The sequence below is a fragment of the Quatrionicoccus australiensis genome (genome assembly GCF_020510425.1).
Lineage (GTDB): Bacteria > Pseudomonadota > Gammaproteobacteria > Burkholderiales > Rhodocyclaceae > Azonexus > Azonexus australiensis_A.
Map to the genome: position 1 here is coordinate 225,221 of NZ_JAHBAH010000001.1, position 24,800 is coordinate 250,020.

At 62.9% G+C, this 24,800-nt stretch carries 23 protein-coding genes; 10 read left to right on the forward strand and 13 right to left on the reverse strand.

Going from position 1 to position 24,800, the window contains the following annotated elements; genetic code table 11:
• Positions 1 to 42 precede the first annotated feature (42 nt).
• Together lolD and KIG99_RS01155 are read right to left on the reverse strand one after the other, a co-directional pair.
• Positions 43 to 720, reverse strand: a complete 678-nt coding sequence (gene lolD / locus KIG99_RS01150; protein ID WP_226458393.1) for a lipoprotein-releasing ABC transporter ATP-binding protein LolD — start codon at positions 718 to 720, stop codon at positions 43 to 45.
• On the reverse strand, positions 713 to 1,960 hold the full coding sequence (locus KIG99_RS01155; protein WP_404817867.1) for a lipoprotein-releasing ABC transporter permease subunit: 1,248 nt from the start codon (positions 1,958 to 1,960) through the stop codon (positions 713 to 715). Before KIG99_RS01155 ends, lolD begins: the two co-directional genes overlap by 8 nt.
• A gap of 74 nt (positions 1,961 to 2,034) precedes the next feature.
• Here KIG99_RS01155 and KIG99_RS01160 point away from each other — a divergent pair, with 74 nt between their 5' ends.
• The 4 genes from KIG99_RS01160 to KIG99_RS01175 are packed head-to-tail and all read left to right on the forward strand — an operon-like array spanning position 2,035 to position 6,095.
• Complete coding sequence (locus KIG99_RS01160) at positions 2,035 to 3,063, forward strand: hypothetical protein (RefSeq protein ID WP_226458395.1); 1,029 nt, start codon at positions 2,035 to 2,037, stop codon at positions 3,061 to 3,063.
• Positions 3,060 to 4,748 (forward strand): single-stranded-DNA-specific exonuclease RecJ, encoded by a 1,689-nt coding sequence (gene recJ / locus KIG99_RS01165; protein ID WP_226458396.1) that lies wholly within the window; start codon positions 3,060 to 3,062, stop codon positions 4,746 to 4,748. The genes KIG99_RS01160 and recJ overlap by 4 nt, the downstream gene beginning before the upstream one ends.
• A 3-nt stretch (positions 4,749 to 4,751) precedes the next feature.
• On the forward strand, positions 4,752 to 5,657 hold the full coding sequence (locus tag KIG99_RS01170; protein ID WP_226458397.1) for a DMT family transporter: 906 nt from the start codon (positions 4,752 to 4,754) through the stop codon (positions 5,655 to 5,657).
• A 33-nt stretch (positions 5,658 to 5,690) separates the two neighbouring features.
• Complete coding sequence (locus KIG99_RS01175) at positions 5,691 to 6,095, forward strand: FKBP-type peptidyl-prolyl cis-trans isomerase (protein WP_226458398.1); 405 nt, start codon at positions 5,691 to 5,693, stop codon at positions 6,093 to 6,095.
• Positions 6,096 to 6,221: 126 nt separating this feature from the next.
• On the opposite strand, the gene KIG99_RS01180 is transcribed toward KIG99_RS01175, so the two are convergent.
• Positions 6,222 to 7,001, reverse strand: a complete 780-nt coding sequence (locus KIG99_RS01180; protein WP_226458399.1) for a class I SAM-dependent methyltransferase — start codon at positions 6,999 to 7,001, stop codon at positions 6,222 to 6,224.
• Positions 7,002 to 7,453: 452 nt separating this feature from the next.
• Between KIG99_RS01180 and KIG99_RS01185 the strand changes: the two genes are divergently transcribed.
• The 3 genes from KIG99_RS01185 (at position 7,454) to KIG99_RS01195 (ending at position 9,997) form a co-directional block, all read left to right on the forward strand.
• Positions 7,454 to 7,591, forward strand: coding sequence for a hypothetical protein (locus KIG99_RS01185; RefSeq protein WP_226458400.1), 138 nt, complete (start codon positions 7,454 to 7,456; stop codon positions 7,589 to 7,591).
• Between the two features lie 139 nt (positions 7,592 to 7,730).
• Entirely contained in the window at positions 7,731 to 8,882 is a 1,152-nt protein-coding gene (gene nosP, locus KIG99_RS01190) for a nitric oxide-sensing protein NosP (RefSeq protein WP_226458401.1), read from the forward strand.
• Entirely contained in the window at positions 8,882 to 9,997 is a 1,116-nt protein-coding gene (locus tag KIG99_RS01195; protein ID WP_226458402.1) for an ATP-binding protein, read from the forward strand. The genes nosP and KIG99_RS01195 overlap by 1 nt, the downstream gene beginning before the upstream one ends.
• Before the next feature lie 19 nt (positions 9,998 to 10,016).
• On the opposite strand, the gene KIG99_RS01200 is transcribed toward KIG99_RS01195, so the two are convergent.
• The 3 genes from KIG99_RS01200 to nifJ all read right to left on the reverse strand — a co-directional run bounded on the left by KIG99_RS01200 (position 10,017) and on the right by nifJ (position 15,372).
• Positions 10,017 to 10,634, reverse strand: a complete 618-nt coding sequence (locus KIG99_RS01200; RefSeq protein ID WP_226458403.1) for a LysE family translocator — start codon at positions 10,632 to 10,634, stop codon at positions 10,017 to 10,019.
• Positions 10,635 to 10,742: 108 nt separating this feature from the next.
• Positions 10,743 to 11,753 (reverse strand): dihydroorotate dehydrogenase-like protein, encoded by a 1,011-nt coding sequence (locus KIG99_RS01205; RefSeq protein ID WP_226458405.1) that lies wholly within the window; start codon positions 11,751 to 11,753, stop codon positions 10,743 to 10,745.
• The gene (gene nifJ, locus KIG99_RS01210; RefSeq protein WP_226458406.1) at positions 11,746 to 15,372 is read right to left on the reverse strand and encodes a pyruvate:ferredoxin (flavodoxin) oxidoreductase; all 3,627 of its coding nucleotides are present in this window, start codon (positions 15,370 to 15,372) and stop codon (positions 11,746 to 11,748) included. The genes KIG99_RS01205 and nifJ overlap by 8 nt, the downstream gene beginning before the upstream one ends.
• A 205-nt stretch (positions 15,373 to 15,577) precedes the next feature.
• Here nifJ and KIG99_RS01215 point away from each other — a divergent pair, with 205 nt between their 5' ends.
• Complete coding sequence (locus KIG99_RS01215) at positions 15,578 to 16,348, forward strand: TIGR01458 family HAD-type hydrolase (protein ID WP_226458407.1); 771 nt, start codon at positions 15,578 to 15,580, stop codon at positions 16,346 to 16,348.
• Between the two features lie 6 nt (positions 16,349 to 16,354).
• Here KIG99_RS01215 and KIG99_RS01220 read toward each other — a convergent pair whose 3' ends face one another.
• The gene (locus KIG99_RS01220) at positions 16,355 to 18,388 is read right to left on the reverse strand and encodes a sensor domain-containing protein (RefSeq protein WP_319002350.1); all 2,034 of its coding nucleotides are present in this window, start codon (positions 18,386 to 18,388) and stop codon (positions 16,355 to 16,357) included.
• A 602-nt stretch (positions 18,389 to 18,990) separates the two neighbouring features.
• On the opposite strand from KIG99_RS01220, the gene prfB reads away from it, so the two are divergent.
• Positions 18,991 to 20,095 (forward strand): peptide chain release factor 2 gene (gene prfB, locus KIG99_RS01225; RefSeq protein WP_226458408.1). Its coding sequence is split into 2 segments (ribosomal slippage): positions 18,991 to 19,071 and positions 19,073 to 20,095, totalling 1,104 coding nucleotides; the frame shifts between segments, so codons are not numbered across the junction.
• On the forward strand, positions 20,092 to 20,424 hold the full coding sequence (locus KIG99_RS01230) for a cupin domain-containing protein (protein WP_226458409.1): 333 nt from the start codon (positions 20,092 to 20,094) through the stop codon (positions 20,422 to 20,424). Before prfB ends, KIG99_RS01230 begins: the two co-directional genes overlap by 4 nt.
• A 4-nt stretch (positions 20,425 to 20,428) precedes the next feature.
• Here the strand turns inward: KIG99_RS01230 and KIG99_RS01235 are convergent, their stop codons facing one another.
• The 6 genes from KIG99_RS01235 to KIG99_RS20830 all read right to left on the reverse strand — a co-directional run bounded on the left by KIG99_RS01235 (position 20,429) and on the right by KIG99_RS20830 (position 24,213).
• A complete protein-coding gene (locus KIG99_RS01235; protein ID WP_226458410.1) occupies positions 20,429 to 20,929 on the reverse strand; it encodes a YkgJ family cysteine cluster protein in 501 nt (166 codons plus the stop codon).
• A gap of 1 nt (position 20,930) precedes the next feature.
• Positions 20,931 to 21,284: an HdeA/HdeB family chaperone gene (locus KIG99_RS01240; protein ID WP_226458411.1), complete on the reverse strand. Its 354-nt coding sequence runs from the start codon at positions 21,282 to 21,284 to the stop codon at positions 20,931 to 20,933.
• A gap of 16 nt (positions 21,285 to 21,300) precedes the next feature.
• Positions 21,301 to 22,239, reverse strand: coding sequence for a nucleoside recognition domain-containing protein (locus KIG99_RS01245; protein WP_226458412.1), 939 nt, complete (start codon positions 22,237 to 22,239; stop codon positions 21,301 to 21,303).
• Between the two features lie 202 nt (positions 22,240 to 22,441).
• Positions 22,442 to 22,618 carry a hypothetical protein gene (locus KIG99_RS01250; RefSeq protein ID WP_226440246.1) on the reverse strand — a complete coding sequence of 59 codons (177 nt, stop codon included), beginning with the start codon at positions 22,616 to 22,618 and terminating at the stop codon, positions 22,442 to 22,444.
• Between the two features lie 97 nt (positions 22,619 to 22,715).
• Positions 22,716 to 23,270 (reverse strand): phasin family protein, encoded by a 555-nt coding sequence (locus KIG99_RS01255; RefSeq protein ID WP_226458413.1) that lies wholly within the window; start codon positions 23,268 to 23,270, stop codon positions 22,716 to 22,718.
• A 577-nt stretch (positions 23,271 to 23,847) separates the two neighbouring features.
• The gene (locus KIG99_RS20830) at positions 23,848 to 24,213 is read right to left on the reverse strand and encodes an HNH endonuclease (RefSeq protein WP_404817868.1); all 366 of its coding nucleotides are present in this window, start codon (positions 24,211 to 24,213) and stop codon (positions 23,848 to 23,850) included.
• Positions 24,214 to 24,800: the final 587 nt, after the last annotated feature.

Sequence of the window (24,800 nt, forward strand, 5' to 3'; positions counted from 1 at the left end):
TTGGATTTTTATTTATTTTGAATACGAAAACTATGGCACAGATCAATCCACCAGCAAACCGTCATTCAACTGCAGCACCCGGTCGGCTCGCGCCGCCAGGCGGGTGTCGTGCGTCACCATGACCAGGCTCGACTGCTGCTGACGCACCCTCTCCAGCAGCAGTTCGAACACGACACCGGCCGTTTGACTGTCGAGATTGCCGGTTGGTTCATCGGCGAGCAAACACGAAGGTTCGCTGACCAGCGCGCGGGCGATCGCGGCGCGTTGCCGCTCGCCGCCGGAAAGCTCGCCGGGCCGGTGTTCCAGGCGATGGCCGAGGCCTACCGCGGCCAGCGTTGCCGCGGCCCGGGCGAGCGCTTCGGCGCGCGGCGTGCGGCGGATCAGCAGCGGCATGGCAACGTTTTCCAGCGCCGAGAACTCGGCCAGCAGATGGTGGAACTGATACACGAAACCGAGATGCCGGTTGCGCCAGTCGCCGCGGTCGACCTCGCCGAGGGCCGAGAAATCGCGCCCCATCAGCGTCACCGCGCCCTGGCTCGGCGTATCCAGCCCGCCCAGCAGGTGCAGCAATGTGCTCTTGCCGGAGCCGGAAGCGCCGACGATGGCCACCGTCTCGCCCGGCATGATCGCCAGGTCAATGCCGGACAACACGGCGACGTCGAGGCCGCCGCCCTTGAATACCTTGCTCAGGCCGCTTGCCTGCAGGATCGGATCACTCATAGCGCAGGGCCTCCGCCGGATTGACGCGCGAGGCGCGCCAGCTGGGATAAAGGGTGGCCAGCAGCGCCAGCACGAAGGAAATCATGGTCACGCCCCAGACATCGCCCCATTGCAGTTCGGACGGCAGGTCGGAGATGTAATAAACCTCCTTGGACAGGAAATGCACGCCGAGCATGCGCTCGATGAAAGGCACGACGACATCGATGTTGAGCGCCAGCGCGACACCGCCGACAACGCCCAGCCCCAGCCCGATGAAGCCGACCAGCGCGCCCTGCACGACGAAGATGCCCATGATCGACAGCGGCCGCGCGCCGAGCGTGCGCAGGATGGCGATGTCGGCCTGCTTGTCGGTGACCGCCATGACCAGCGTCGAAACGAGATTGAAGGCGGCAACGGCAACGATCAGCGACAGGATGATGAACATCATGTTCTTCTCGATCGCCACGGCGCGGAAGAAATTGGCGTGGCTCTTGGTCCAGTCGTGCAGATAGGCATCGGCATCGATGAAGCGGACCAGCTCGCGCGCGATGCGCGGCGCCTGGAAGAGATCGTCCACCTTGAGGCGCACGCCGGTGACGCAGTCGCCCATCTGATACAGGGTCTGCGCATCCTGCAGGTTGATCAGGGCAAGGCCGGAGTCGTATTCATACATGCCGACCTCGAAGATGCCGACCACCTTGAACGACTTCAGGCGCGGGATCACGCCGGCCGGCGTCACCGTGCCCTGCGGCGCGATCAGCGTCACCTTGTCGCCGGTAAAGACGCGCAGCGAACGCGCCAGGTCGGCACCAAGCACGACGCCGAACTCGCCCGGCTTGAGGTCATCCAGACTGCCGCTCTTGATTGTCTTGCGGAAGTCGGCGACGCGGTCTTCCTGATCGGGCAGGATGCCGCGCACCAGCGCGCCCTTGACGCCGTTATCGACGGTGAACATCGCCTGCGACTGCACGAAGGGTGCCGCGGCGCGCACTTCCGGATGCTGCATCGCCTGCGCCGCGATCGCCGGCCAGTTTTCCAGCTGGTCGTTGATGCCCTGGATCTGGATGTGCGAGGCAACCCCGAGGATGCGCGTGCGCAATTCCTTCTGGAAGCCGTTCATCACCGAGAGCACGACGATCAGCGCCGCGACGCCGAGCCCGATGCCGAGCATGGAAATCAATGAAATGAAGGAGATAAAGTGATTGCGACGTTTGGCCCGCGTGTAACGCAGACCGATCAGCAGTTCATAAGGCAGGGCCATGTGGCGTTCGGAGTGAGGCAAAGTCGCTATGGTACACTCAAGCGCTTTCCCGCCGCCTGTCTGCCTGGATTACCGTGCATCTGACCCTGCTTGTCCCCGAACTGATCTGGCCCGAACCGGCCGACCAATTCACCCTCGGCAAGCTCGCCGCCCCCGGCTGCGAATGGCTGCTCGGCCACGCCAGCCTGAACCGCCGGCCGCGTCGCCCCTTCGAGAATGTCCTCGCCGCCCATTGCGGCCTCGCCGACGCCCCGTTCGGCGCCCTGCGCCTGCTCGGCGAAGGTTCTGCTGCGGCCGGCGAAGGCCACTGGCTGTGCGCCGATCCGGTGCATCTGCGCTTTCACCATGAACGCATCGTGCTTGCCGATGCCGGCGCCTTCGATCTTGAAATGGACGAAGCCGCCGCCATCATCGCTGCCCTCAATAGCGAATTTGCCGACATCGGCGAATTCCACAGCCACGACGCACGCCGCTGGTATCTGCGCCTGCACCAGGCGGTCGACCACCCGGTGGCGCCGCTTTCCGCGATGGCCGGCCGCCGCGTCGATGGCGAACTGAACGGCAGCGCCCTGCCCCTGACCCGCTGGCTCAACGAAGTGCAGATGTTCCTGCACGGCCACCCGGTCAACAGCCGCCGCGAACGCACCGGCCAGCCGGCGATCAACAGCCTGTGGCTGTGGGGCGGCGGCTGCCTGCCGCAACATGCGCCGGCCGCCTTCACCGGTATCTGGAGCGACAACCCGCTCGCCGCCGGCCTGGCGCAAATCAGCAAAACACCGCTCGCGCCGCGCCCGGCGACGCTGGCCGAATTCCTGCCGCAAGCCGGCGAACGGCCGCTGGTCGTGCTCGACCAACTGCTGCCGCGCGTCCTCTACGAAGATGGCGAAGGCTGGCGCACGGCCTTCACCGCCCTCGAAAACGACTGGTTCGCGCCGCTCAGAAAAGCCCTCGGTGGCAAGGTCGACCGCCTGACGTTGATCGCGCCCTGCGTCTATGGCGAACTGCACTACGAAATCGCCGGCGGTGAACGCTGGAAATTCTGGAAAAAGGCCCAGCCGCTGATGTCCACCGCCGAACAACTCGCCAAGCAGGCCCAGGCATGACCAAGCTCGTCACCCGCTCCAGCCCGCCGCGCACCGCCTGGCAACTCGAACAGCAAGGCCTGCACCCGCTGCTCGCCCGCCTCTACGCGGCACGCGGCATCAAGGACAAGGCGGAACTCGACTACGAGCTGAAATCGCTGCTGCCGCCGGCTTCGCTGACGCACGCCACGGACGCCGCGCACATCCTCGCCGACGCCATCGAGGCCGAGGCCAAGCTGCTGATCATCGGCGACTACGACTGCGACGGCGCCACGGCGACGGCGGTCGGCATGCGCGCCCTGAAGATGCTCGGTGCCGATGTCGATTTCCTGCTGCCCGACCGCTTCAAGCTCGGCTACGGTCTGTCACCGGAAATCGTCGACGTCGCCGCCGAACAGTCGCCCGACCTGATCATCACCGTGGACAACGGCATCGCCAGCATCGCTGGCGTCGACCGGGCGCGCGAACACGGCATCGCGACGCTGATCACCGACCACCATTTGCCGGCAGAAACCCTGCCCGCCGCCGACTGCATCGTCAACCCGAACCAGCCGGGCTGCGATTTCCCGTCGAAATGCATCGCCGGCGTCGGCGTCATGTTCTACGTGATGCTCGCCCTGCGTGCCGAATTGCGCGAACGCGGTTTCTTCGCCGACCGGCCGGAACCCAATTTCGCCAGCCTGCTCGATCTCGTCGCGCTCGGCACCGTCGCCGACGTGGTGAAACTCGACCGCAACAACCGCATCCTGGTCAGCCAGGGTTTAAAGCGCATGCGCGCCGGCCAGTTGCAGGCCGGCCTCGCGGCGCTGTTCAAGGCGGCCGGCCGTGACCCGAAAAAGGCGACGGCGATGGACCTCGGTTTCATCCTCGGGCCGCGCCTGAATGCCGCCGGCCGCCTCGCCGACATGCGCCTGGGCGTTGAATGCCTGCTCACCGACGACGCCAGCCGTGCCCTGCAGATCGCGCAGGAACTCGACGCGCTCAATCGCGAACGCCGCGAGATCGAATCCGGCATGCAGGAACAGGCGATGATCCTGCTCGAATCGCTCGACGCCAGCGACGCTGCGCCCGGCATCGCGATGTTCGACGAAACCTGGCACGAAGGCGTGGTCGGCATTCTCGCCTCGCGCATCAAGGACAAGCTGCACCGCCCGGTATTCGCCTTCGCGCCCGGCGAAGGCGGCATCATCAAGGGCTCGGGCCGCTCGATTCCCGGCCTGCACCTGCGCGACGCGCTCGACCTGGTCGCCAAGCGCGCCCCCGGCCTGCTGATTCGCTTCGGCGGGCATGCGATGGCGGCCGGCGCAACGGTACACGCCGAAAATTTCGAACAATTCCGCGATCTCTTCGCGCAAGTGGCCGGCGAACTGCTCTCACCCGCCGACCTGACCCGCACCATCGAAACCGACGGCACGCTCGAAGGTGGCTACTACTCGCTCGACATCGCCCGCCTGCTGGAAAACGAGATATGGGGCCAGGGCTTCCCGGCACCGCTGTTCATGGACGAGTTCGAGGTCGAGCAGCAGCGCGTGCTCAAGGAAAAGCACCTCAAGCTGCGCCTGCGCAAGGGCAACACGCGCATCGACGGCATCCAGTTCAATTTCAGCAAGCAGCCCGGCAGCACCACCCGCCTCGCCTATCGCCTGAGCATCAACGAATACATGGGCGTCGAAACGACGCAGCTGATGGTCGAGCATCTGGAATAAGCCGTGCCCTACCTGATTGTCGTCACCGTCCTCTGGGCGTTCTCGTTCAGCCTGATCGGCGTTTACCTGGCCGGCCAGGTGGACAGCGATTTCGCCGTGCTGGTGCGCGTTGCCATCGCCGCCGCCATCTTCGTGCCGCTGCTGCGCTGGCGTGGCCTGCCGCAGCGCCTGATCGGCGGCCTCTGGCTGGCCGGCGCGCTGCAGTTCGGCGTCACCTATCTCTGCCTTTATCGCAGTTTTGCCGTGTTGACCGTACCCGAAGTGCTGCTGTTCACGGTGCTGACGCCGATCTACGTCACCCTGCTCGACGACGCGCTGGCCCGCCGCTTCAATGCCTGGGCGCTGCTCGCGGCCGGCGTCGCGGTCGGCGGTGGCATCCTGATCCGCTTCCAGCCGCTGACCGGCGACTACCTGCTCGGCTTCGTCCTGCTGCAGATCGCCAACGCCGCCTTCGCCGCCGGCCAGGTGCTGTGCCGCCAGTTGCTCGCCCGCTACCCGACCGAAGAAGCATTGCACCGCCTGTTCGGCCACTTCTTTCTCGGCGCGATGCTGCTCGCCGTGCCGTCCTTCCTGATTTTCGGCAATCCGGCGCGTTTACCGCAGAGCGCCATCCAGTGGGGCGTGCTCGCCTGGATGGGCGTGTTCGCGACGGCGCTCGGCATGTTCTGGTGGGTCAAGGGCAGCACCAAGGTCGACGCCGGCACGCTCGCCATCATGAACGAACTGCACGTCCCGGCCGGCCTGCTGGTCAATGTGCTGATCTGGAACCGCGACGCCGACCTGCCGCGCCTCGCGGCCGGCGGCGGCGTCATCCTGCTTTCGCTGGGGCTGAACCGGCTCGGCCGAAAACCTGGGAAAAAGCCGCCTGAAATCCCCGAAAAGCTTGCCCGGCAAGCCGCCGCGCGGTAAGTTGGCGGCCTCAACCCAACCGCTGGAGAAAACATGAACCTGCTGCACAAAATCGCCCTGAGCGCCCTCGTTGCCGTGAGCAGCGCCGCCTACGCCGGCGCCCCGGAACACACGCCGTCCGGCCTGATCTACGAATCGCTCAAGGACGGCAGCGGCCAGCAGGCGACGCCGGCCGCCACCGTGCAGGTGCATTACCGTGGCACGCTGGCCAACGGCACCGAATTCGACAGTTCCTACAAGCGCGGCGAACCGGCCAGCTTCCCGCTCAGCCGCGTCATCCCGTGCTGGACCGAAGGCGTCTCCAAGATGCGCGAAGGCGGCAAGGCCAAGCTGATCTGCCCGCCCGAAATCGCCTACGGCTCGCGCGGCGCCGGCGGCGCCGTCCCGCCCAACGCAACGCTGACCTTCGAGGTGGAATTGCTCAAAGTCACCCGCTAAAGCGGCGCCAGGCGGTCGACGCCTGGAAAGACATGAAAATGGCGCAGCTTGCTGCGCCATTTTCATTGTCGGTCGAGACCGGAAACCCAGCCGCCCTATCCGGTGCCGGCAAGCACCGGCAGTCCGCTAGACGAAGCTGATATTGACCCGCTGCTGCCCCTGCACGACACGCGCCGCCGGCAGCAACTGGTGCGGCACATCGACAAAGGCGATGTCCGAATTGGTTATCACGTGATCGATCAACTGCTCGATCATGCTGCCGCGACGAACCAGGATCAGATCCGACCAGTCGGTATTGGTCAGTGCCACCGGCACGAAATTGCTGCGCTTGATAAAACTGGTCACCGCTTCCAGCACCCCGAGATTCTGGCGGGTACCGAGCAGGCTGTGGCAGCAATCGTTCAGCACCATGCAGCCTTCATCGGCCACCAGGTCCTGATAAGTCATCAGATCGTGCAGGATGTACTCGTACTGGTGATTGGCATCGATGTAGATCAGCTCGAATTTCTCGACACCGGTTTCCGGCTGGATACGCTTCAATGCGCCAGCCGTATCGGAGCGGATGAAATGGATATTGGGCAGCCCCACGAAGCGGGCCTGACACTCCTCGAACAACCGGTCATAGGTCGCCTGTTCGTGCATTGAGCCGCCGTAATAGGAAGCGTACTTGTCCAGCGAATCGACCCATGCCGGCAACTCGGGAAACGGACAGTAGGCCTCGGCAGCCGACATGCTCCAGCTATCGACCAGCACCAGAAGCTCCGGTGCAAGAACCTTGTGCATGTGCAACGCATTCTCGCCCCGCAGAACGCCCAGCTCCATGACTTTGGGCTTGATGTTCTGGGCATAGAACACCCGCTCCAGCACTTGATAAAAATTGTAGCGATTGGCGTGACAGACCTTCATTTCATCCCCCTGAAGCCCACTGGCGTGATCAATATTGGCCGTAATCCTACAGCCTTTTCCGGGCCGACTGCCGCAGCGCGACAAATCGCAAAGCATTGACCGAGCACAGACAGGGGACTCATGCGCCGCCACACCGAACGGGTTGCGGGTTGGGCGCAAGCTGCCATTGAGCAATACAGGAAAGAAAACGCCTGCCGTGCTGATTTGCAACCAAAGACTTCAACGGCCAAAAATCGCATCAGCACTGCTTGCTACCGACCGAAAATCACTTGCCCGATTTCAGGAAAAGGGCACCCCATGCGCAACAGCAACATCCGCGTTCTTGCCCCCCCTTCGCTCGATCTCTCCGCCTGCTCCGGCATGTCGGCCCAGGACCAGAACACCGCCATCGGGGCCGGTGTTGGCGAGGTAATCGGGCACGAAATCAAGAAACAGGAAAATTCGCCCGGCGCATGCAGAACGGGAAAAAACCGCACTTCTCGCGTGCAGGCAAACAAGGTGGCACCGCGCCAAGCGGCATCAACAACCCGCGAACCGGCACCACCAAACCAAGCGGCGCCATCGTCATGGCGAACAGAAACGGCGTATAAACAAGCGACCGAAGGCGGCGCCCCAAATTCACTGATTCCAGGCGGTCGACCGCTGGCGCGCCAACAAAAGCTGGACAAAGCCGGCGGGGATCGGATAATCGGCAAAAAAGCAGGCCGTTACGGCCGGGAGACAATGATCATGGATAGTCGCAATTCCATCCGCACGGCCCACAGTTGCGCCACCGATCCACAACAGGCGGCAAGCGAACTCCACGCCGCACTCAGCCAGCCGGACATGGCGCTGGTCGTCTTTTTCTGCTCCAGCAACTACGACCTCGAGCGCCTGGCCGAAGCTCTGAACCGCCTGTTTGCCGGTGTCCGCGTCATCGGCTGCACCACCGCCGGCGAAATCGGGCCGGCCGGCTATCGTGACCACAGCCTGTCCGGCTTCAGCTTTTCCGCTACTGGCGGCAAGGCGGTCTCCGGCCTGCTGCCCGATCTGCAGAATTTCACCAACGCCCGCGGCCAGGCCTTCACTCAGGACCTGACGCAGCAACTGGAAGAACTGACCGCACACGACCACCAGGCAAACACCTTTGCCTTCCTGATGATCGACGGCCTCTCGATTCGCGAGGAGCCGGTCGTGCATACGCTGCAATCGGCCCTGCGCGGCATCCCGCTGTGCGGCGGTTCGGCCGGCGACGATCTCAAGTTTGTCCACACCTGGGTTTTTCACGACGGCGCCTTCCATACCGACAGCGCCGTGCTGCTTCTGCTCAGCACGCCACTCCCCTTCCGGATGTTCAAGACACAGCACTTCATCAGCGACCAGGAAAGACTGGTCGTCACCGAAGCCGACGCCGAGCACCGCATCGTCAAGGAGATCAACGGCCTGCCGGCGGCCGACGAATACGCCCGCATCCTCGGCATCAAACACGCCGAGCTCGATGCCGCCCACTTTGCGGCGACTCCGGTCGTCGTCGTGATTGATGGTACCGACTATGTGCGCTCGATCCAGCAAGCCAACCCGGATGGCAGCCTGCGCTTTTATTGCGCCATCGAGGAGGGGCTGATCCTGCGCGTCGCGCGCGGTGCCGACCTGCTCGCCAACCTGGTCGAAGCCTTCGACGGCATCCGCAAGGAAATCGGCCCCCCCTTGCTGACCCTGGGCTGCGACTGCATCCTGCGCAACCAGGAAATCACCCAGAAAAACCTCAAGGAAAAAGCCGGTGCCGAATTCATGCGCAATAACGCGGTCGGCTTCAGCACCTACGGCGAGCAATACGGCAGCGTACACGTCAACCAGACCTTTACCGGCATCGCCATCGGCTCGCCGGACTGGAAAAAATAATGTCTGAGCCGAGCAGCCCGCCGGAAATATCCGCCCTGCAGGGCGAAATCGTCCGCCTCAACAAGATCATCACCGCCCTGATGAATCGGGCGGAACGCGACATGAGCGCCCGGGCCTCCGACTTCGGCATGTTCCAGACCGCCGTCACCCTCGAAAAACAGGTCCGGGAACGCACGCACGAACTGGAAGAAGCCCTGCGTGAAAACGAGAATATCAACCACGCCCTGCAACGCGAAAAGGAAGAGCAGCGGACACTGATTCACCGTCTCGAAGAAGCCCACAACCAACTCCTGCAATCGGAAAAGCTCGCCTCGATCGGCCAGCTGGCGGCCGGGGTCGCCCATGAAATCAACAACCCGATCGGGTTCGTCAATTCCAACCTGGGCACCCTGCAAGGCTACGTCGGCAAACTACTCAAGTTGCTCGACGACATGCAGGCCGGCATCGCCCCCCTGCTCGCCGAGCAGCCGCAGACCCGCGCCGCTCTCCAGGAAATCTGCCGCCAGGCCGATCTCGACTTCATCCGCGACGACATCCCCAGCCTGATCAGCGAATCGATCGACGGCACCGCCCGCGTCCGCAAGATCGTCCAGGACCTGCGCGACTTCTCGCGCACCGGCGATGACAGCTACGAATGGACCGATCTGCACGCCGGCCTGGAAAGCACCCTGAACGTCGTCTGGAACGAGATCAAGTACAAGGCCGAAGTAATCCGCGCCTACGGCACCCTGCCCCGGGTACGCTGCCGCTCGTCGCAGATCAACCAGGTCTTCATGAACCTGCTGGTCAATGCCGCCCAGGCCATCGCCCAGCGCGGCACCATCACGCTGACTAGCGGCTGCACCGCCGAAGAAGCCTGGATCGCCGTCAGCGACAGCGGCTGCGGCATGGCGCCGGAAATCCAGGCCAGGATATTCGACCCCTTCTTCACCACCAAGCCGGTCGGCAAGGGAACCGGGCTCGGCCTGTCGCTTTCCTACGGCATCATCGAAAAACACGGCGGCCGGATCAAGGTGGACAGCGAACCCGGAAAGGGCAGCACCTTCACCCTCTTCCTGCCCTGTAGCCCGGATGCCCCGGACACGGAAGAAACCAACGCTGCCGCAGGCGGCTAAGGCCCTTTCGGCAGCCGCCTCACTTCTCCGACCAGGCCAGATTCGCCCCCAGCCCGACAAAGGCGGCGGCAAAACCGCGCCGCAGCCAGGCCTGCACGCGCGGCGACTCGATCACCGCATGGCGGAAGGCATGCGCCAGCAAGCCGTAGGCGACGAACACGACAAAGGTCATCGCCATGAAAACGCCGCTCAGCGCGAACAACTGCAGCAAGGGCCGCGCCGCGCCCGGCGCCACGAATTGTGGCAGGAAGGCGAGGAAGAAAATGGTCAGCTTGGGATTGAGGATATTGAGCAGGAAAGCCTTGATCACCACGGCCGACGCCGAACTGCGCGCCACCTGCCCCGCCTCGACGGCAAACGCCGAACGGTCGCGCCAGGTCGCCCAGGCGACATAGAACAAATAAGCCACGCCGGCATATTTCAGCGCCTGGAAAGCCAGCGCGCTGCTGTGCAGCAGCGCCGCCAGCCCGAGCACCGTCGCCAGCAGATGCGGCACGATCCCGAGCGTACAACCCAAGGCCGCAAACAGACCCGCCCGCCGCCCGGCGACGAGGCCGGTGGAGACGGTGTAGATGACGCCGGTGCCGGGGATGAGGACGACGATCAGGGAGGTAATCAAAAATTCGAGGCTGATCATGATCAAGGAGACGAAGTGGGTAAAAAGCCAGTTATCCAGTCGTATTCCGCCGGGAAGCGAATTGATCCATCTCCATGCAACAACCCCCACACCGGCGAAATCCCCGACTCAGTACATCACTCCCGCCGGCGGCGTAAACGAATCCAGCGCATTGAGGTAGGCCGCCCGTGCGAAGGCGCTCGGGTCGGGCAGGTTTTGCTGGCTCATCGAGCCTTTGAGTTGCGCAACCGACGCGTATTCGCCCTTTTCCATCCAGCGAGAGATGCCGTCGAGCACTTCCATCAGCGCCGGCGGGCCGCCGACGAGCAGGGCGCTGGCCATGTGTACGACGTCGGCGCCGGCGAGCAGCATTTTCAGGGCGTCGTCTGCCGTGTGCACGCCGCCGCTGGCGGCCAGGCTCAGTTTGCTGCGGCCGCGCAGGATGGCGATCCAGCGCATGGTGAGCAGGGTGTCGGCCGAGGTCGAAAGCTGCACACGGTCGACCACTTTCAAAGTGGCTAAATCAATGTCGGGCTGGAAGAAGCGGTTGAACAGCGAGATGCCGGCAGCGCCGGCCTGCTCGGCGCGGCGCACGAAGTTGGGCAGCGACGAAAAGAAGGGCGACAGCTTCATGCTGACCGGGATGCCGACCTGATCCTTCAATTCCTGGAGCAGGCCGAGATAGCGTTCTTCGAGCGCATCGCCCGGGATTTCCGGGTCGCCCGGCATGTACCAGGCGTTGAGTTCGAGCGCGTCGGCGCCGGCCGCCTGCATTTCCTGGCCGAGTTCGACCCAGCCGTTGAGCGAGGAGCCGTTGAGGCTGGCAACCACCGGGATTTCCAGGCGCGCCTTGAGTTGCGTGATCTGCTCGAGATAGGTGTCGAGCTTGCTGACGTAGTCGTGGCGGCCCGGCAGGTGGCCGGCCGATTCGCCGAAGGCGTCGGGCGTGATCAGGAAGCGGTCGATCATGCGCTCGTCGTTGCGCACGTCTTCCTCGAACAGCGAGTGCATGACGATGGCCGCGGCGCCGGCATCCTCGAGGTGCAGGATGGGATCGATCTGGCGACTGAGCGGCGTCGAGGAAGGAACCAGCGGATTCTTGAGCTTGAGCCCGAGGTAGGTGGTGGACAAATCAGGCATTGGGCTCTCCCTTGTTTTCGGCGCTGGCGGCCTTCTGTTCAGCGATCATCGTTTCCGGCAGCAACAGGCCGGCCAGTTCGACGTATTCCTGGTGACGCAGGCGGGCGTCGCTTTCGGCCTGGTCCATGAAGCGGGCGGCGGCTTCCGGATGCTGGCGTTCGAGCACGGTGAAGCGCGCCTCGTTTTTGGCGAAATCCCTGAACGGTACGCTCGGCGCGGCACTATCGACCGACAGCGGATTGGCGCCCTGCTCGCGGCGGCGCGGATCGTAGCGCAGCAACGGCCAGTGGCCGGATTTGACCGCCAGGTCCTGCTGGCTGTGGTTGTGCGACATGTCGACGCCGTGCGCGATGCACGGGCTGTAGGCGATGATGATCGAGACGCCGGGATAGCTTTCGGCGTCGATGAAGGCCTTCAGCGTGTGCGTGTCCTTGGCGCCGTAGGCGACCTTGGCGACGAAGACGTTTTCGTAGTCCATCGCGATGCGCGCCAGGTCCTTCTTGCGGTTGTTCTGGCCGCTCGCCGCGAACTTGGCGACGGCGCCGCGCGGCGTCGCCTTGGAGTTCTGGCCGCCGGTGTTGGAATAGACCTCGGTATCGAGCACCAGGATATTGACGTCCGCGCCCGACGACAGCACATGGTCGAGGCCGCCGAAGCCGATGTCGTAGGCCCAGCCGTCGCCGCCGATGATCCAGACGCTGCGCCGCACCAGGTTTTCGGCAATCGCCGAAAGCGAAGCGGCGGCCGGCGTCGCGAGGTGGCCGAGCTTGGCCTGCAATGCCGCAACGCGCTCGCGCTGCTCATGGATGCCGGCTTCGGTCGATTGGTCGGCGTGTAGCAAGGCGGCCACCACCTCGTCGCCGACTTCCAGCGCCAGCGCCTTCAATTGCGTGCGCGCCGCATCGGCCAGCTGATCGGTGGCCAGGCGCATGCCGAGCCCGAATTCGGCATTGTCCTCGAACAACGAATTGTTCCAGGCCGGCCCCCTGCCCTCGGCGTTGGTCGTGTACGGCGTGGTCGGCAGGTTGCCGCCGTAGATCGACGAACAGCCGGTGGCGTTGGCGACCAGCATGCGGTCGCCGAACAGTTGCGTGGCGAGGCGGATGTACGGCGTTTCGCCACAGCCGACGCAGGCGCCGGAAAACTCGAAGAGCGGTGGCAACAGCATGGCGCCGGGCACGGTGCCGCGCTTGACGATGCGCCGGTCGTAGTCGGGCAGCTTGAGGAAGAATTCCCAGTTCTCGGCTTCCTGGGCGCGCAGCGGCGGCTGCTCGGCCATGTTCAGGGCCTTGCGCGAGACATTGGACTTGTCGCGGATCGGGCAGACTTCGACGCACAGTGTGCAGCCCGTGCAATCCTCGGGCGCCACCTGGTAGCTGATGTTCCAGCTTGCCGGGTAATCCTTGCTGCGCGGCGCCATGTGCTTGAACGTCGCAGGCGCGTTCTCGGCCAGTTCAGCCGGGAAGGCCTTGGCGCGGATCGCCGAATGCGGGCAGACGAAGACGCACTTGCCACATTGCGTACACAGATCGGTTTCGAGCACCGGGATCTGCAGCGCCAGATTGCGCTTTTCGTACTTGGCGGTGCCGGTCGGCCAGGTACCATCGACCGGGAACAGCGAAACCGGCAGGCTGTCGCCATGGCCGGCGATCATCGGCAAGGTCAGCTTGCGCACGAAATCGGTCAGCGGCTGGCCGACAATGGCGGCGTCCGGCGTAGCGGTCGACGTCGTTTCTGCGGGCAAAACCACCTGGTTCAGGCAGGCCAGCGTCTTGTCGATGGCGCGGTAATTCAGTTCGGCAATGCGCCGGCCCTTGCGACCGTAGGTTTTCTCGACCGCATGCTTGATCGCGGCAATCGCGTCTTCCTGCGGCAGGATGCCGGAAATGGCGAAGAAGCAGGTCTGCATCACGGTATTGATGCGCCGGCCCATGTCGGCCTCCTGCGCCACCTGATAAGCGTCGATGACGTAGAAGCGGATCTGCTTTTCGATCATCCGGCGCTGCATGGCAAGCGGCAGCGTCGCGAAGACGCGCTCCGGCGGCAGATGCGTATTGAGCAGGAAAACGGCGCCCGGCGCGGCATGCGCCAGCAGATCATGCGTTTCGACAAAATGCGGCTGGTGGCAGGCGATGAACTTGGCGTCGCCGTCGCCGGTCAGGTAGGCCGAACGGATGGGTTGCGGCCCGAAACGCAGGTGCGAAACGGTCATCGCGCCCGACTTCTTGGAGTCGTAGACGAAATAACCTTGCGCATAGAGCTCGGTTTCGTCGCCGATGATCTTGATCGAATTCTTGTTGGCCGACACCGTGCCATCCGAACCCAGACCGTAGAACACGGCGGCAAAGGTTTCGGCGGTGGCGTCGCTGCGGAAGCTGGCGTCGAAGGGCAGCGACAGGCCGGTCACATCGTCGGCAATACCGACCGTGAAGCGGCGTTTCGGCGCCGGCTCGGTCAACGCGGCAAAAACGGCCAAAACCATGGCCGGATTGAATTCCTTGGAACCCAGGCCGTAACGCCCGCCGATCACGCGCAGCATGGTGGCGAAGCGCGGTGCTTCATTGCTGGCATCTTCGGCCAGCGCCACCAGGACGTCCTTGTAGAGCGGTTCGCCGGCGGCGCCCGGTTCCTTGCAGCGGTCGAGCACAGCAATCTGGCGCGTCGTCGCCGGCAAGGCGGCGAGCAAGGCAGCCGGCGCCCAGGGGCGGAACAGGCGGACCTTGAGCAGCCCGACCTTCTCGCCGCGGCGATTCATGTGGGCGACCGTTTCCTGCACGGTTTCGGCGCCGGAACCCATCAGGATGATGACGCGCTCGGCGTCGGGCGCACCGACATAATCGAACAATTTATAGGGTCGACCGGTGAGCTTGCCGAATTCGTCCATGGCTTCCTGAACGATGTCCGGGAAGGCGTCGAACCACGGGTTCTGCGCCTCGCGCGCCTGGAAGAAAACGTCCGGATTCTGCGACGTGCCGCGCAGCACCGGGTGTTCCGGCGACAGCGCGCGGCCGCGCAACTCGACAATGCGCTCCTGCGGCAGCATTTTGTGCAAAACGGCGTCGTCGACCGTCTGGATCTTGGCAACCTCGTGCGAGGTGCGGAAACCGTCGAAGAAATGCAGCACCGGAATGCGTCCGGCCAGCGTCGCGGCGGTGGCGATGGCCGCCATGTCGTGCGCTTCCTGCACCGAGTTGGAGGAAAGCAGCGCGAAGCCGGTGGCGCGCGTGGACATCACGTCGGAATGGTCGCCGAAGATCGACAGCGCATGCGTCGCCAGGGCGCGCGCGGCGACATGAAACACCGTCGGCGTCAGTTCGCCGGCGATCTTGTACATGTTCGGGATCATCAGCAGCAGGCCTTGCGAGGCCGTGAAGGTCGTCGCCAGCGCGCCGGCCTGCAGCGCGCCATGCACGGTGCCGGCGGCGCCGCCTTCGGATTGCAGTTCGACGACTTTCGGGACGCTGCCCCAGATATTGGCCTTGCCCTGTGCCGCCCATTCGTCGGACAGTTCGCCCATGCCGGACGAAGGGGTGATCGGGTAAATGGCGATCACTTCGGAAATGCGGAAGGCCACGTGTGCGACGGCTTCGTTACCGTCGATGGTGAGCATGTGTTTCATGATCTGATCCTGGTGGTTCGACTACGCCCACTCGAAAGCTGGCAGCCGGAAAACGCCCCGGGCCAGCCCGGAAACGCCGGATGCTGCAATGCAGCACTTGCATTCTACGCCCGAAAACGCAGGCGTGTCCGCCCGCTTCGATGACGCCGGGAACTAAAATAACGGCATGTGTTCCATCAAGAAAATCCCGCCGGGAGAAATCACCATGCCACTGCCGAGCCGCCCGCAAGCCGTCCTGATCGATCTGGCCGGCGTTCTGCATATCGACGAGCAGGCGATTCCCGGCGCCGTCGAAGCCTTGCAGCGACTGCGCGCCAGCGGCCTGGCGCTGCGCTTTTTGACCAATACAACGCGCTCGCCGCGCCGACGCATCGTCGCCAACCTGCAACAGATGGGCTTCGCCATCGCACCGGAGGAAGTGCAGACGGCCGTGCACGCAACCCGCCATCTGGTCGAGCAACGCGGCCTGCGTCCGCATTACCTGATACATCCCGATATCGCCGACGAAATCGGCGCCAGCCACGCCGACCCCGATGCCGTGGTGCTCGGCGATGCCGGCGAGCATTTCACCTATGCCGCGCTGAACACGGCATTTCGTCTGCTGATGCAGGGTCGACCGCTGATCGTCATGGCGCGCAACCGCTATTTCAAGGAAAAGGACGGCCTGACGCTGGACATGGGCGCCTACGTCGCCGGCCTGGAATACAGCAGCGGCGTCAAGGCGGAAGTGGTCGGCAAGCCGGCGGCACCGTTCTTTTTATCGGCGTTGGCCGAGCTCGGCGTCGCGCCGGAAAATGCCGTACTGATCGGCGACGACCTCAGCGACGACATCGGCGGCGCGCAGGCCGCCGGCATTCCCGGCCTGCTGGTGCGCACCGGCAAGTTCCGGCCGGGCGACGAGGCGCATCCGGAAATCAGGCCGGCCGCAACGGTCGACGACTTTGCGGCGGCCGTTTCCCGGCTGCTCGATCGCTAAGCCGTGCTAGCGGGCCGTCAGCAAAAATTCGGCGGCGGCACCGGCCGACAGCGGCCGCGCGAACAGGTAACCTTGGAACTCCTCGCAACCCAGCGCATTGAGCACGGCAAGTTGCGACGGCTTCTCGACGCCTTCGGCAACGACACGCAGGTTCAGGCTGTGCGCCAGCGAGACGATGGCACGCGTGATCGCGGTGGCTTCGGCACCGGTGTCGCATTCCATGACGAAGGAACGATCGACCTTGAGAATGTCGATCGGGAAGCGCTTCAGGTAGGCGAGCGAGGAGTAGCCGGTACCAAAGTCGTCGATCGCGATGATGACGCCCATCGCCTTCAGTTCGTGCAGCACGGCGAGCGCCCGCTGCACGTCGCCCATCAGCATGCCTTCGGTGATTTCCAGTTCGAGATTGGCCGGCGGCAGGCCGGCTTCGTCGAGCACCGAACGGACCAGCGCCGCCAGATCATTTTCGCGGAACAGGCTGGGCGAGATATTGACCGCCACATGCAGATCACGATATCCCGCCGCCCGCCAGCCGGCCGCTTCGTGACAGGCCTGGCGCATGACGAACCAGGTCAGTTGCGAAATCAAACCGGTTTCCTCGGCAAGCGGGATGAACTTGACCGGCGAAACACTGCCGAATTCCTCGCTGTCCCAGCGCACCAGCGCCTCGAAACCGAAGGCGCGGCCGCGCGCATCGACCTTGGGCTGATAGACGACGTACAGTTCTTCCTGCTCGACCGCACGGCGCAAGGCCGAGTCGAGCGCCAGGCGATCGCGCGCTGCGGCATTCAGTGATTCGGTGTAGAACTGGAACTGCCCCTTGCCCAGTTGCTTGGCGTGGTGCATCGCCGCGTCGGCATGGCGGAGCAACGCTTCGAGATCCTCGCCGTCGTCCGGATAGACGCTGACGCCGATGCTGCAATTGACGCGCACTTCATGGCCGTCGAGCATGATCGGCTCGGCGACGGCCTCCTGAATGCGGTGCAGGATCTGCAGCGTGTCGCTGAGGCCGCCGTAATCGCCGAGGATGAGCACGAACTCGTCGCCGCCATAACGCGCCACGGTATCCGATTCGCGCAGGCAGGCCTTGAGCCGCTTGGCAGCTTCGACCAGCAATTCGTCGCCGGCGCCGTGACCGAGGCTGTCGTTCACAAACTTGAAGTTGTCGAGATCGACGAAGGCCAGCGTGCCGTGCGTGCCCTTGCGCTGCGCCAGACGCAGCAACTGCTGCAGGCGGTCCTGCAACAGATTGCGGTTGGGCAGGCCGGTCAGCGGATCGTGCGTTGCCTGGTATTCGAGTTGCTGCCGATAGTTGTGCTGCGCCGTGACATCCTCGACCGTGCCTTCGTAATAGAGCGCCTCACCTTCCGGGCTATACACGACGTGGGCGTTCTCGGAAATCCAGATGCGGCTGCCGTCGCGGCAATAGACCTCGGATTCGAAATCGGTGACGCGCCCGGTATCGCGGATGCGCTGCTTGAATTCCTCGCGCCGGCCGGGTGCGACGTAGAGCCGGGTGGCAATGTCGGACAGCCCGGCGATCAGGGTGGCGGGCGTTTCATAGCCGTAAAGACGGGCCAGCGCCAGGTTGGCGGCCAGGTAATGACCGTCGATCGAGGTCTGGAACATGCCGATCACCGAGTCTTCGAAGATGCTGCGATAGCGCAGCTCGGCATCGGCCAGCTGGCGCTGGCTGAGCAATTGCTCGGTGATGTCCTCGATGAAACCTTCGACCACGCGCCGTCCCTGCTCGTCGAGCACGACGGAGCCGCGTTCAAGCACCCATATTTCCCGGCCGTCGCGGTGCAGCAGGCGGTATTGCAGGCGATAGCGACCGCTCCCGTTCATCGCCGCAACGATCACCTGGCGGACGCGCGCCCGGTCATCCGGATGGGTAATCATCTCGAGCGAGACGACCTTGTTGTTCTCGAGCTCGTCAGGGCAGTAACCGGTCAGCTCGCGGCTGGCATCGCTGACAAAGTGCAGGGTCCATTGTTCGTCGACCGCGCAGCGAAAGACCATGCCCTCGAGATTGTGCACCAGCACCTGCAACACACGTTCACTGTCGATGTCGCTCCATGCGGAGTCACGACGTTTGCGAAGGACAGGGAGAAAACCAGGAGAAGGCACGATATCTTTCACGAAAGGATAAGTTTGATCAGGAACCGTTCTCACAGAGCAAAAACCCTGCCCGCCACAAATTTGGCACTTTTGAAGTTTTCTATCGGTCGACCGCCAAAAACAACGGCTTTTCACCCCGGCACGCACCATGACAGCGCAGGTAGCGCCAGCCTGGTGCATGACAGAGTCCTGCCTACCCCAAAACCGGGAACACCCCCTCCATCCCTCCGACATACGGACCGGCAATAAAGTTGCCCTCTTTGCGAAACCTGCCCTCCAAGAGACGTCGACCACTGGCGCGACAGCCACGAGATCACACCGCCGCGCCAAGCTGAACAGCCGCTGCCGCACGCCTTCAGGCCCGCACCGGAACGGCCGCAGCGGATGCCTCCGCCCGGCCCGACACTGGCCAGCCGACGGCCCGGACAGGCGCGACCGGGCGCGTCAGACGCACAATCCGGTCGGAAAGCAGTCGCCTGCCAGCTATAATCACGCCTTTGCAATGCACTGGAACTGGTCACATGGAAGCCGAACACATCAACAGCATCTCCAACAAGCTCGAGGATCTGGCGCAGCGCGCCGCCGAGCTTCGGAGGTATCTTTGACTACGATCAGAAACGCGAACGCCTGACCCTTCTCACGCAAGAGATGGAAGATCCCAAGATTTGGGATGACGCCAAGCGCGCCCAGGAACTGGGCAAGGAAAAGAAAACCCTGGAAAACATCGTGCTGGTGCTCGAAGAAGTCGACGCCGGCATCAACGATGGGCGCGAACTGTTCGACATGGGCAAGGAAGACGGCGACGAAGACACCCTGCTCTCCGTCGAGGCCGACAACGCCGGCCTGGAAGCCAAGGTCGCCGCCCTCGAATTCCGCCGCATGTTCAACAACCCGTCCGACCCGATGCCCTGCTTCCTGGAAATCCAGGCCGGCGCCGGCGGCACGGAAGCCCAGGACTGGGCCTCGATGCTGTTGCGCATGTACCTGAAATACGGCGAAAAGAAGGGCTTCACCGTTGAGGTCATGGAAGAGTCGGAAGGCGACGTTGCCGGCCTGAAGAGCGCCACCGTCAAATTCACCGGCGATTACGCCTACGGCACGCTGCGCACCGAGACCGGCATTCACCGCCTGGTCCGCAAGTCGCCGTTCGACTCCGCCGCGCGCCGCCACACCAGCTTCACCTCGGTGTTCGTGTTCCCGGAAGTCGATGACTCGATCGAGATCAACATCAACCCGGCCGACGTGCGTACCGACACCTACCGCGCTTCCGGCGCCGGCGGTCAGCACATCAACAAGACCGACTCCGCCGTGCGTCTGACGCACGTCCCGACCGGCATCGTCGTGCAGTGCCAGAACGACCGTTCGCAGCACCGCAACCGCGACGAAGCCTGGCAGATGCTGCGCGCCCGCATCTACGAGTTCGAACTGCGCAAGCAGCAAGCCGAACAGCAGAAGCTCGAAGACGCCAAGTCCGACATCGGCTGGGGCCACCAGATCCGTTCCTACGTGCTCGACCAGAGCCGTATCAAGGATCTGCGCACCAACCACGAAACCGGCAATACCCAGGGCGTACTCGACGGCGACCTCGATCCGTTCATCGAGGCCAGCCTCAAGCAAGGCGTGTGACGCCACAACCCAACCTGTTCGCCGGATTGCCGGCCGCTCCCGTAGCGGCCGAGCAATTCGCCGAACTGCTTGCCCTCCCCGATCTGCGCATCGAGCGCATTGTTTCCACCGGCCAGTGCAGCCCACCGGATTTCTGGTACGACCAGGCCGAGGGCGAATGGGTGGTCGTGCTCGAAGGTGAAGCAAAACTGCGCTTTGCCGACGAAGCCGAAGCCCGCCATCTGCAGGCCGGCGACTACGTCAATATCGCGCCACACCGCCGGCATCGCGTCGACTGGACGCCCGCCGGGCGCACTACCGTCTGGCTCGCCGTTTTCTACCGCGCCTGAAAGACTAGCGCTCCGCGCGCCATTCGGCGTACCACTCGGTCAGCGGACGCCGCTCACCAAGGCCGGCCAGACTCTGATCCACCGCATCATGATTGCCCCAGACGACATCGGACAAGGCGCCAGCATCGACCTGCGCCTCGATTTGCGTGCAATAGACGCCCTTGTCGCGCTGCACGTAGAAGCCGTAGGTGCGACAGGCTACCGGGCGCTGCGCATAGACCGGGCAGGCGCCGCTTGCCCGGTCAAGCAGCGGACAGGTCAGCGGCCGCGCCGTCTGGCTGGCGAGGACTGCCATGGCGGCGTCAATCTGCTGCAGATGCTGCGGCGTCAGCCCGGCCAGGCCCTGGCGTAGCAGATACCACTCGGCGGCATGCAGTTGCGGGATTTCGGCGAGGCGCTGGCAACAGCCGTCGCAGCCCTTGCCGCACAGCCAGTCGGGCCGGTTCTCGCGGATGCTGGCGACGCGGCGGTCGACCTCGGCGTGCAGCCGGAAAAGCGCTGCCAAGCTATTTCCGGATCGGCTGGTTGCGCCCGGAAAACTGGTCGCTCAGGCGCATCACCCCTTCGCTGATATTGCTGTCCCGGTTTTCCTTGCAATACTGGCTGATCTTGGCGTCGATCGTGCCGCTGGAAATGGTGGACACCTGCTGGTTCGGCAAGGCGTAATTGTGGCCGGTCAAAAAGCCGCGCAGCCAGGAAATGTAGGCATTGCGTTGATCGGGATCGTCCTTGGACTTGATCCAGGTGGCGCAGGACATGTCGTCGAAGCCGAGAATATTCGTTGCTGCCGTTGCCGACATGCCAAAACACAGCGCGGCGCAGGCCGCAGCGGTCAACCCGGCAATTTTTCGTATTTTCATCTGACCATCCCTGTTCTCAGGCCGCCAGTATATGCCCCGCCGTGCGTACCGCAATGCCGACGCAAGCGCCGAGCGCGGCCGGTTTCCAGACCGCGGCAATGCGCGGCCCGGCCGAGATCAGCACCGCCACACCGGGCAGATCGAAGGGCGAAATCAGGAAGCCGGCACTGGCATTGAGCAGTTCGACGCTGATCTGGCCGGCTTTGCGCATGTCGTCCATGACGCCCATCATCGCCGTACCGCCGGCGATGTACTTGGTCAGGGTCGGCAGGATCAGCGCACTGTCGATCGAAAGCGCCGTCAGCATGGGCGCCAGCAGGTGGGTCAGGCCGTCGATGGCGCCGGAAACACGCAGCGCGGTGACGATGACCAGCGACAGCACCAGCATCGGAATCGCCCCGGTCGCCAGCCTGAAGGCTTCGGCGCCGGCCCGGTTGATCACGTCGAGAATGCCCTTGGCACTCTCCGCCACCGGATGCGCCAGATGCTCGTCGAGCTTGCCCTCGACACCCGACAGCGAGCGCCCGAACAGGTAATAGGTCGCCGCCGCCGCGGCCAGGCCGCCGATCAGGGAATAGATCAAGGTCAGCGCGAGATCAAGGCCCATGGTCATCATCGGCAGCGCCGCATTGGCCTGCGACATCGCGAAGACCATGGCCAGCGTCGCCGCGATATGGCGATCCGACGCACCGCGCTGCTCCATCATGGTCAGCGTCGCCATCGGCGCGGCGAAGCTGACGAAATTGATCTGCAAGGCTGCAAAAACGCCCAGTCCGGTCAGCCCGAACGGCTTGAGCAAGGGCGCCAGGCGGGCAACCACCCAGTCCAGCACACCGCGCGCTTCGAGCAGACGCATCAGCGAGAGCATGACAACCATGACCGGCAGCAACACGAAGAGCGACAGCTCGACGGCCGAACGGCCAGCCTTGAGGATGATTTCGATGAGGATTTCCATAGGGCGGGATTATTGCACTGCTGCCCGGCGTGAAGGGTATTGGCGATTTCCCTTGTAGCGCAGTGACTCGATGTTTACGCTCGATTTATCGCTTATTGAAGTTGCCGAACCCCGCCACCGAAGAGACGCGCCAAGGATTCTTAGCGCAACAAAAAACGGGGCATTTTGCCCCGTTTTTGCTGGTCGACCGCTACAAAGCGGATCAGGCAGCCTTGGCGGCGTGCATTTCCTCGACCTGCTCGTGTTCCCATTCCTTGATGGTATCGGAGACGAGACGCGCCTTTTCATGCGCATCGGGCTGGTGGTGCTGCTCTTCGACAAAATGCTCGAGCGCCTCGTGAATGGCCTCGGCCTTGCTGGCGGCGTGGGTATGCGGCATCGCGAAAACTCCAATCAAAAAGTAAAAAAGCCCTTGTTACCAAGGGCTTTTTGTCAGAAACCGCAGACTGGCTCCGGCTTCATCGATTCATGCTGGCTTAGGCAGCCTTCTTGCCGGCAGCCTTCGGGGCGGCAACAGCAGCAGCCTTGATGGTGGCGGAAGTGGCAGCGGCAACGCTGGCTTCGGCAACTTCAGCAGCTTGCTTGGCAACCTTGTTCAGGCCTTCGTAAGCTTCGTTGGCCGACTTGATGGCGGTCTTGACGGCAGCAACGGCAACTTCGGAACCAGCCGGGGCAGCAGCCAGGGCCTTTTCGACCAGGCCGGAAACCTTGGCGCTGGTGTCGGCAACGTGAACTTCCACTTCCTTGGCGATCTTGTCCTTGGTTTCGGAAGCGATCGAGATCACGTTACGCGAGTACTCGAGGCCCTTCTCGATGGACGGGGTGGAGAGTTCCTTGTGCAGGCTGACGAAGGATTGAACATCCTTGGCGCCGAGCAGGCTTTCGATGTTGGACAGCGAAACTTCGAACATGGAACGGGCAGCGGCCAGGTTCAACAGGGCCAGACGCTCGATGCCATCAAAAGCGGTGTTGGCGAAGAACAGGGCAAAGTTGAAACCGGACTTGGCGAAATCTTGGGGCTTGGTGAACATGGTTGAATCTCCGTAGGGTTGGGATGCGTCTGGCGGGTCAGCTTATTTTGCTGCGCCGCAACATGACTCCATTGTAGCCACAGAGAATCACCTGTCAACAACTTTTGTGCACTGCACCATTAACAATGAAAATATTCGGATCAACTAACAAGTAGAAGACGCACCGGGCAATACCGGAACGACGCAGCGACGCCGCAACACGCAGAACAAACCAGGAGGAAATGGTAGGGTTGTGGAGCCACATCCAATCGATCGAGCAAACACAGATCGGGAAGCCGAATCCCATTTTTGCCCCATGAAAAACAAAAAAGCCAATCCGGAGATTGGCTTGATTGATTAGTTTTTTGGTGCGCCCGGAGCGATTCGAACGCCCGACCCCTTGGTTCGTAGTTGATCAGTCGCTTATAACCTATTGTTTTTATTAGAGCCACAGTGCCGCCCGATTCCCCATTTGGCACAGTATTAGCCAGTCATTTTCCCCTGAGTCCCCAAAAAGTCCCCACGACAAACGTCTCAGTTCGGCCAAATACCGACGTTCGTCGAGCTCTCCCTAAGCAGTAGGTTTCCTCATCGCAACTTAGTTAGCCCTCAACGACAAACAGGTTACGACTGGCAGCGGATGCCAGCGATTGCGTGCAAGTCGCTTTGCAATTTTCTGCTTAAGCCTATCAGGCGATGGTGCAGGCTGGCATTTGTGCCGACCGTGGTTGCAATATGCACATGCTGCAACGATGTTCGCAGCGGTATCCTTACCCCCGTCTTGTCTGGCAACAAGATGCTCCGCTGTGCACTGGAATCGTTTGGCATTTGCCGAACTAATTCCGTGATGACGAGCAAAGGAGTCGGGATCTGATTCCCACATCAGAAATCCACAGTAATGGCAGCGGTGCTTTTGGCGTTCGAAGGCCTGATGACGGAGCGCGGAAAGATAAGATTTGGCCATACGGGCCCCTTGTAAAGTTCAAAAGGAGATTCCCGTTACGCCTGATTGGCTACCCGCGGGTACTAGCCGATTTAGCTCGGACTAGCACAACATGCGAACATGAATTTGTTACGCAGTAGAATAATCGTAGACGATTTTCATTGAATCCTGCAAGGCTTGAGAACTTGATAAACGTGTTGAAGGGGGAGTAACGCTCCGCCTATCGGCGGCGCGCCCCTGAACTTCGACGTTCCTAAGTGTCCGCTTGCCCAACTGGCCTATGTCCGCAAAGGGCACGCTCCGGTCAGGTCGATTTTCAGAAAGCAGCCATAGCCACGTGATGGCCGGTACCAGGTGATGCAACTGACTCAAGTCGGCCACAAGCAGCCCTTCGGGTCAGCGCCGGAAAACCGCCACTCGTACCCGCCATCCCTACCTTGAAAATAATCCACAGGTGTCCGGTACATTGGAGCCGCTATACTGAACGCATAGACGCCAAGCAACTGGCAGTTAGTTGTCGGACAAAGACCGTCGAATCCCGCGTTATCAATATTAATTTTTATATTCCCCCCAGCTTCCGTGTAAACGCTGTTGGGTCATCAGGAAAC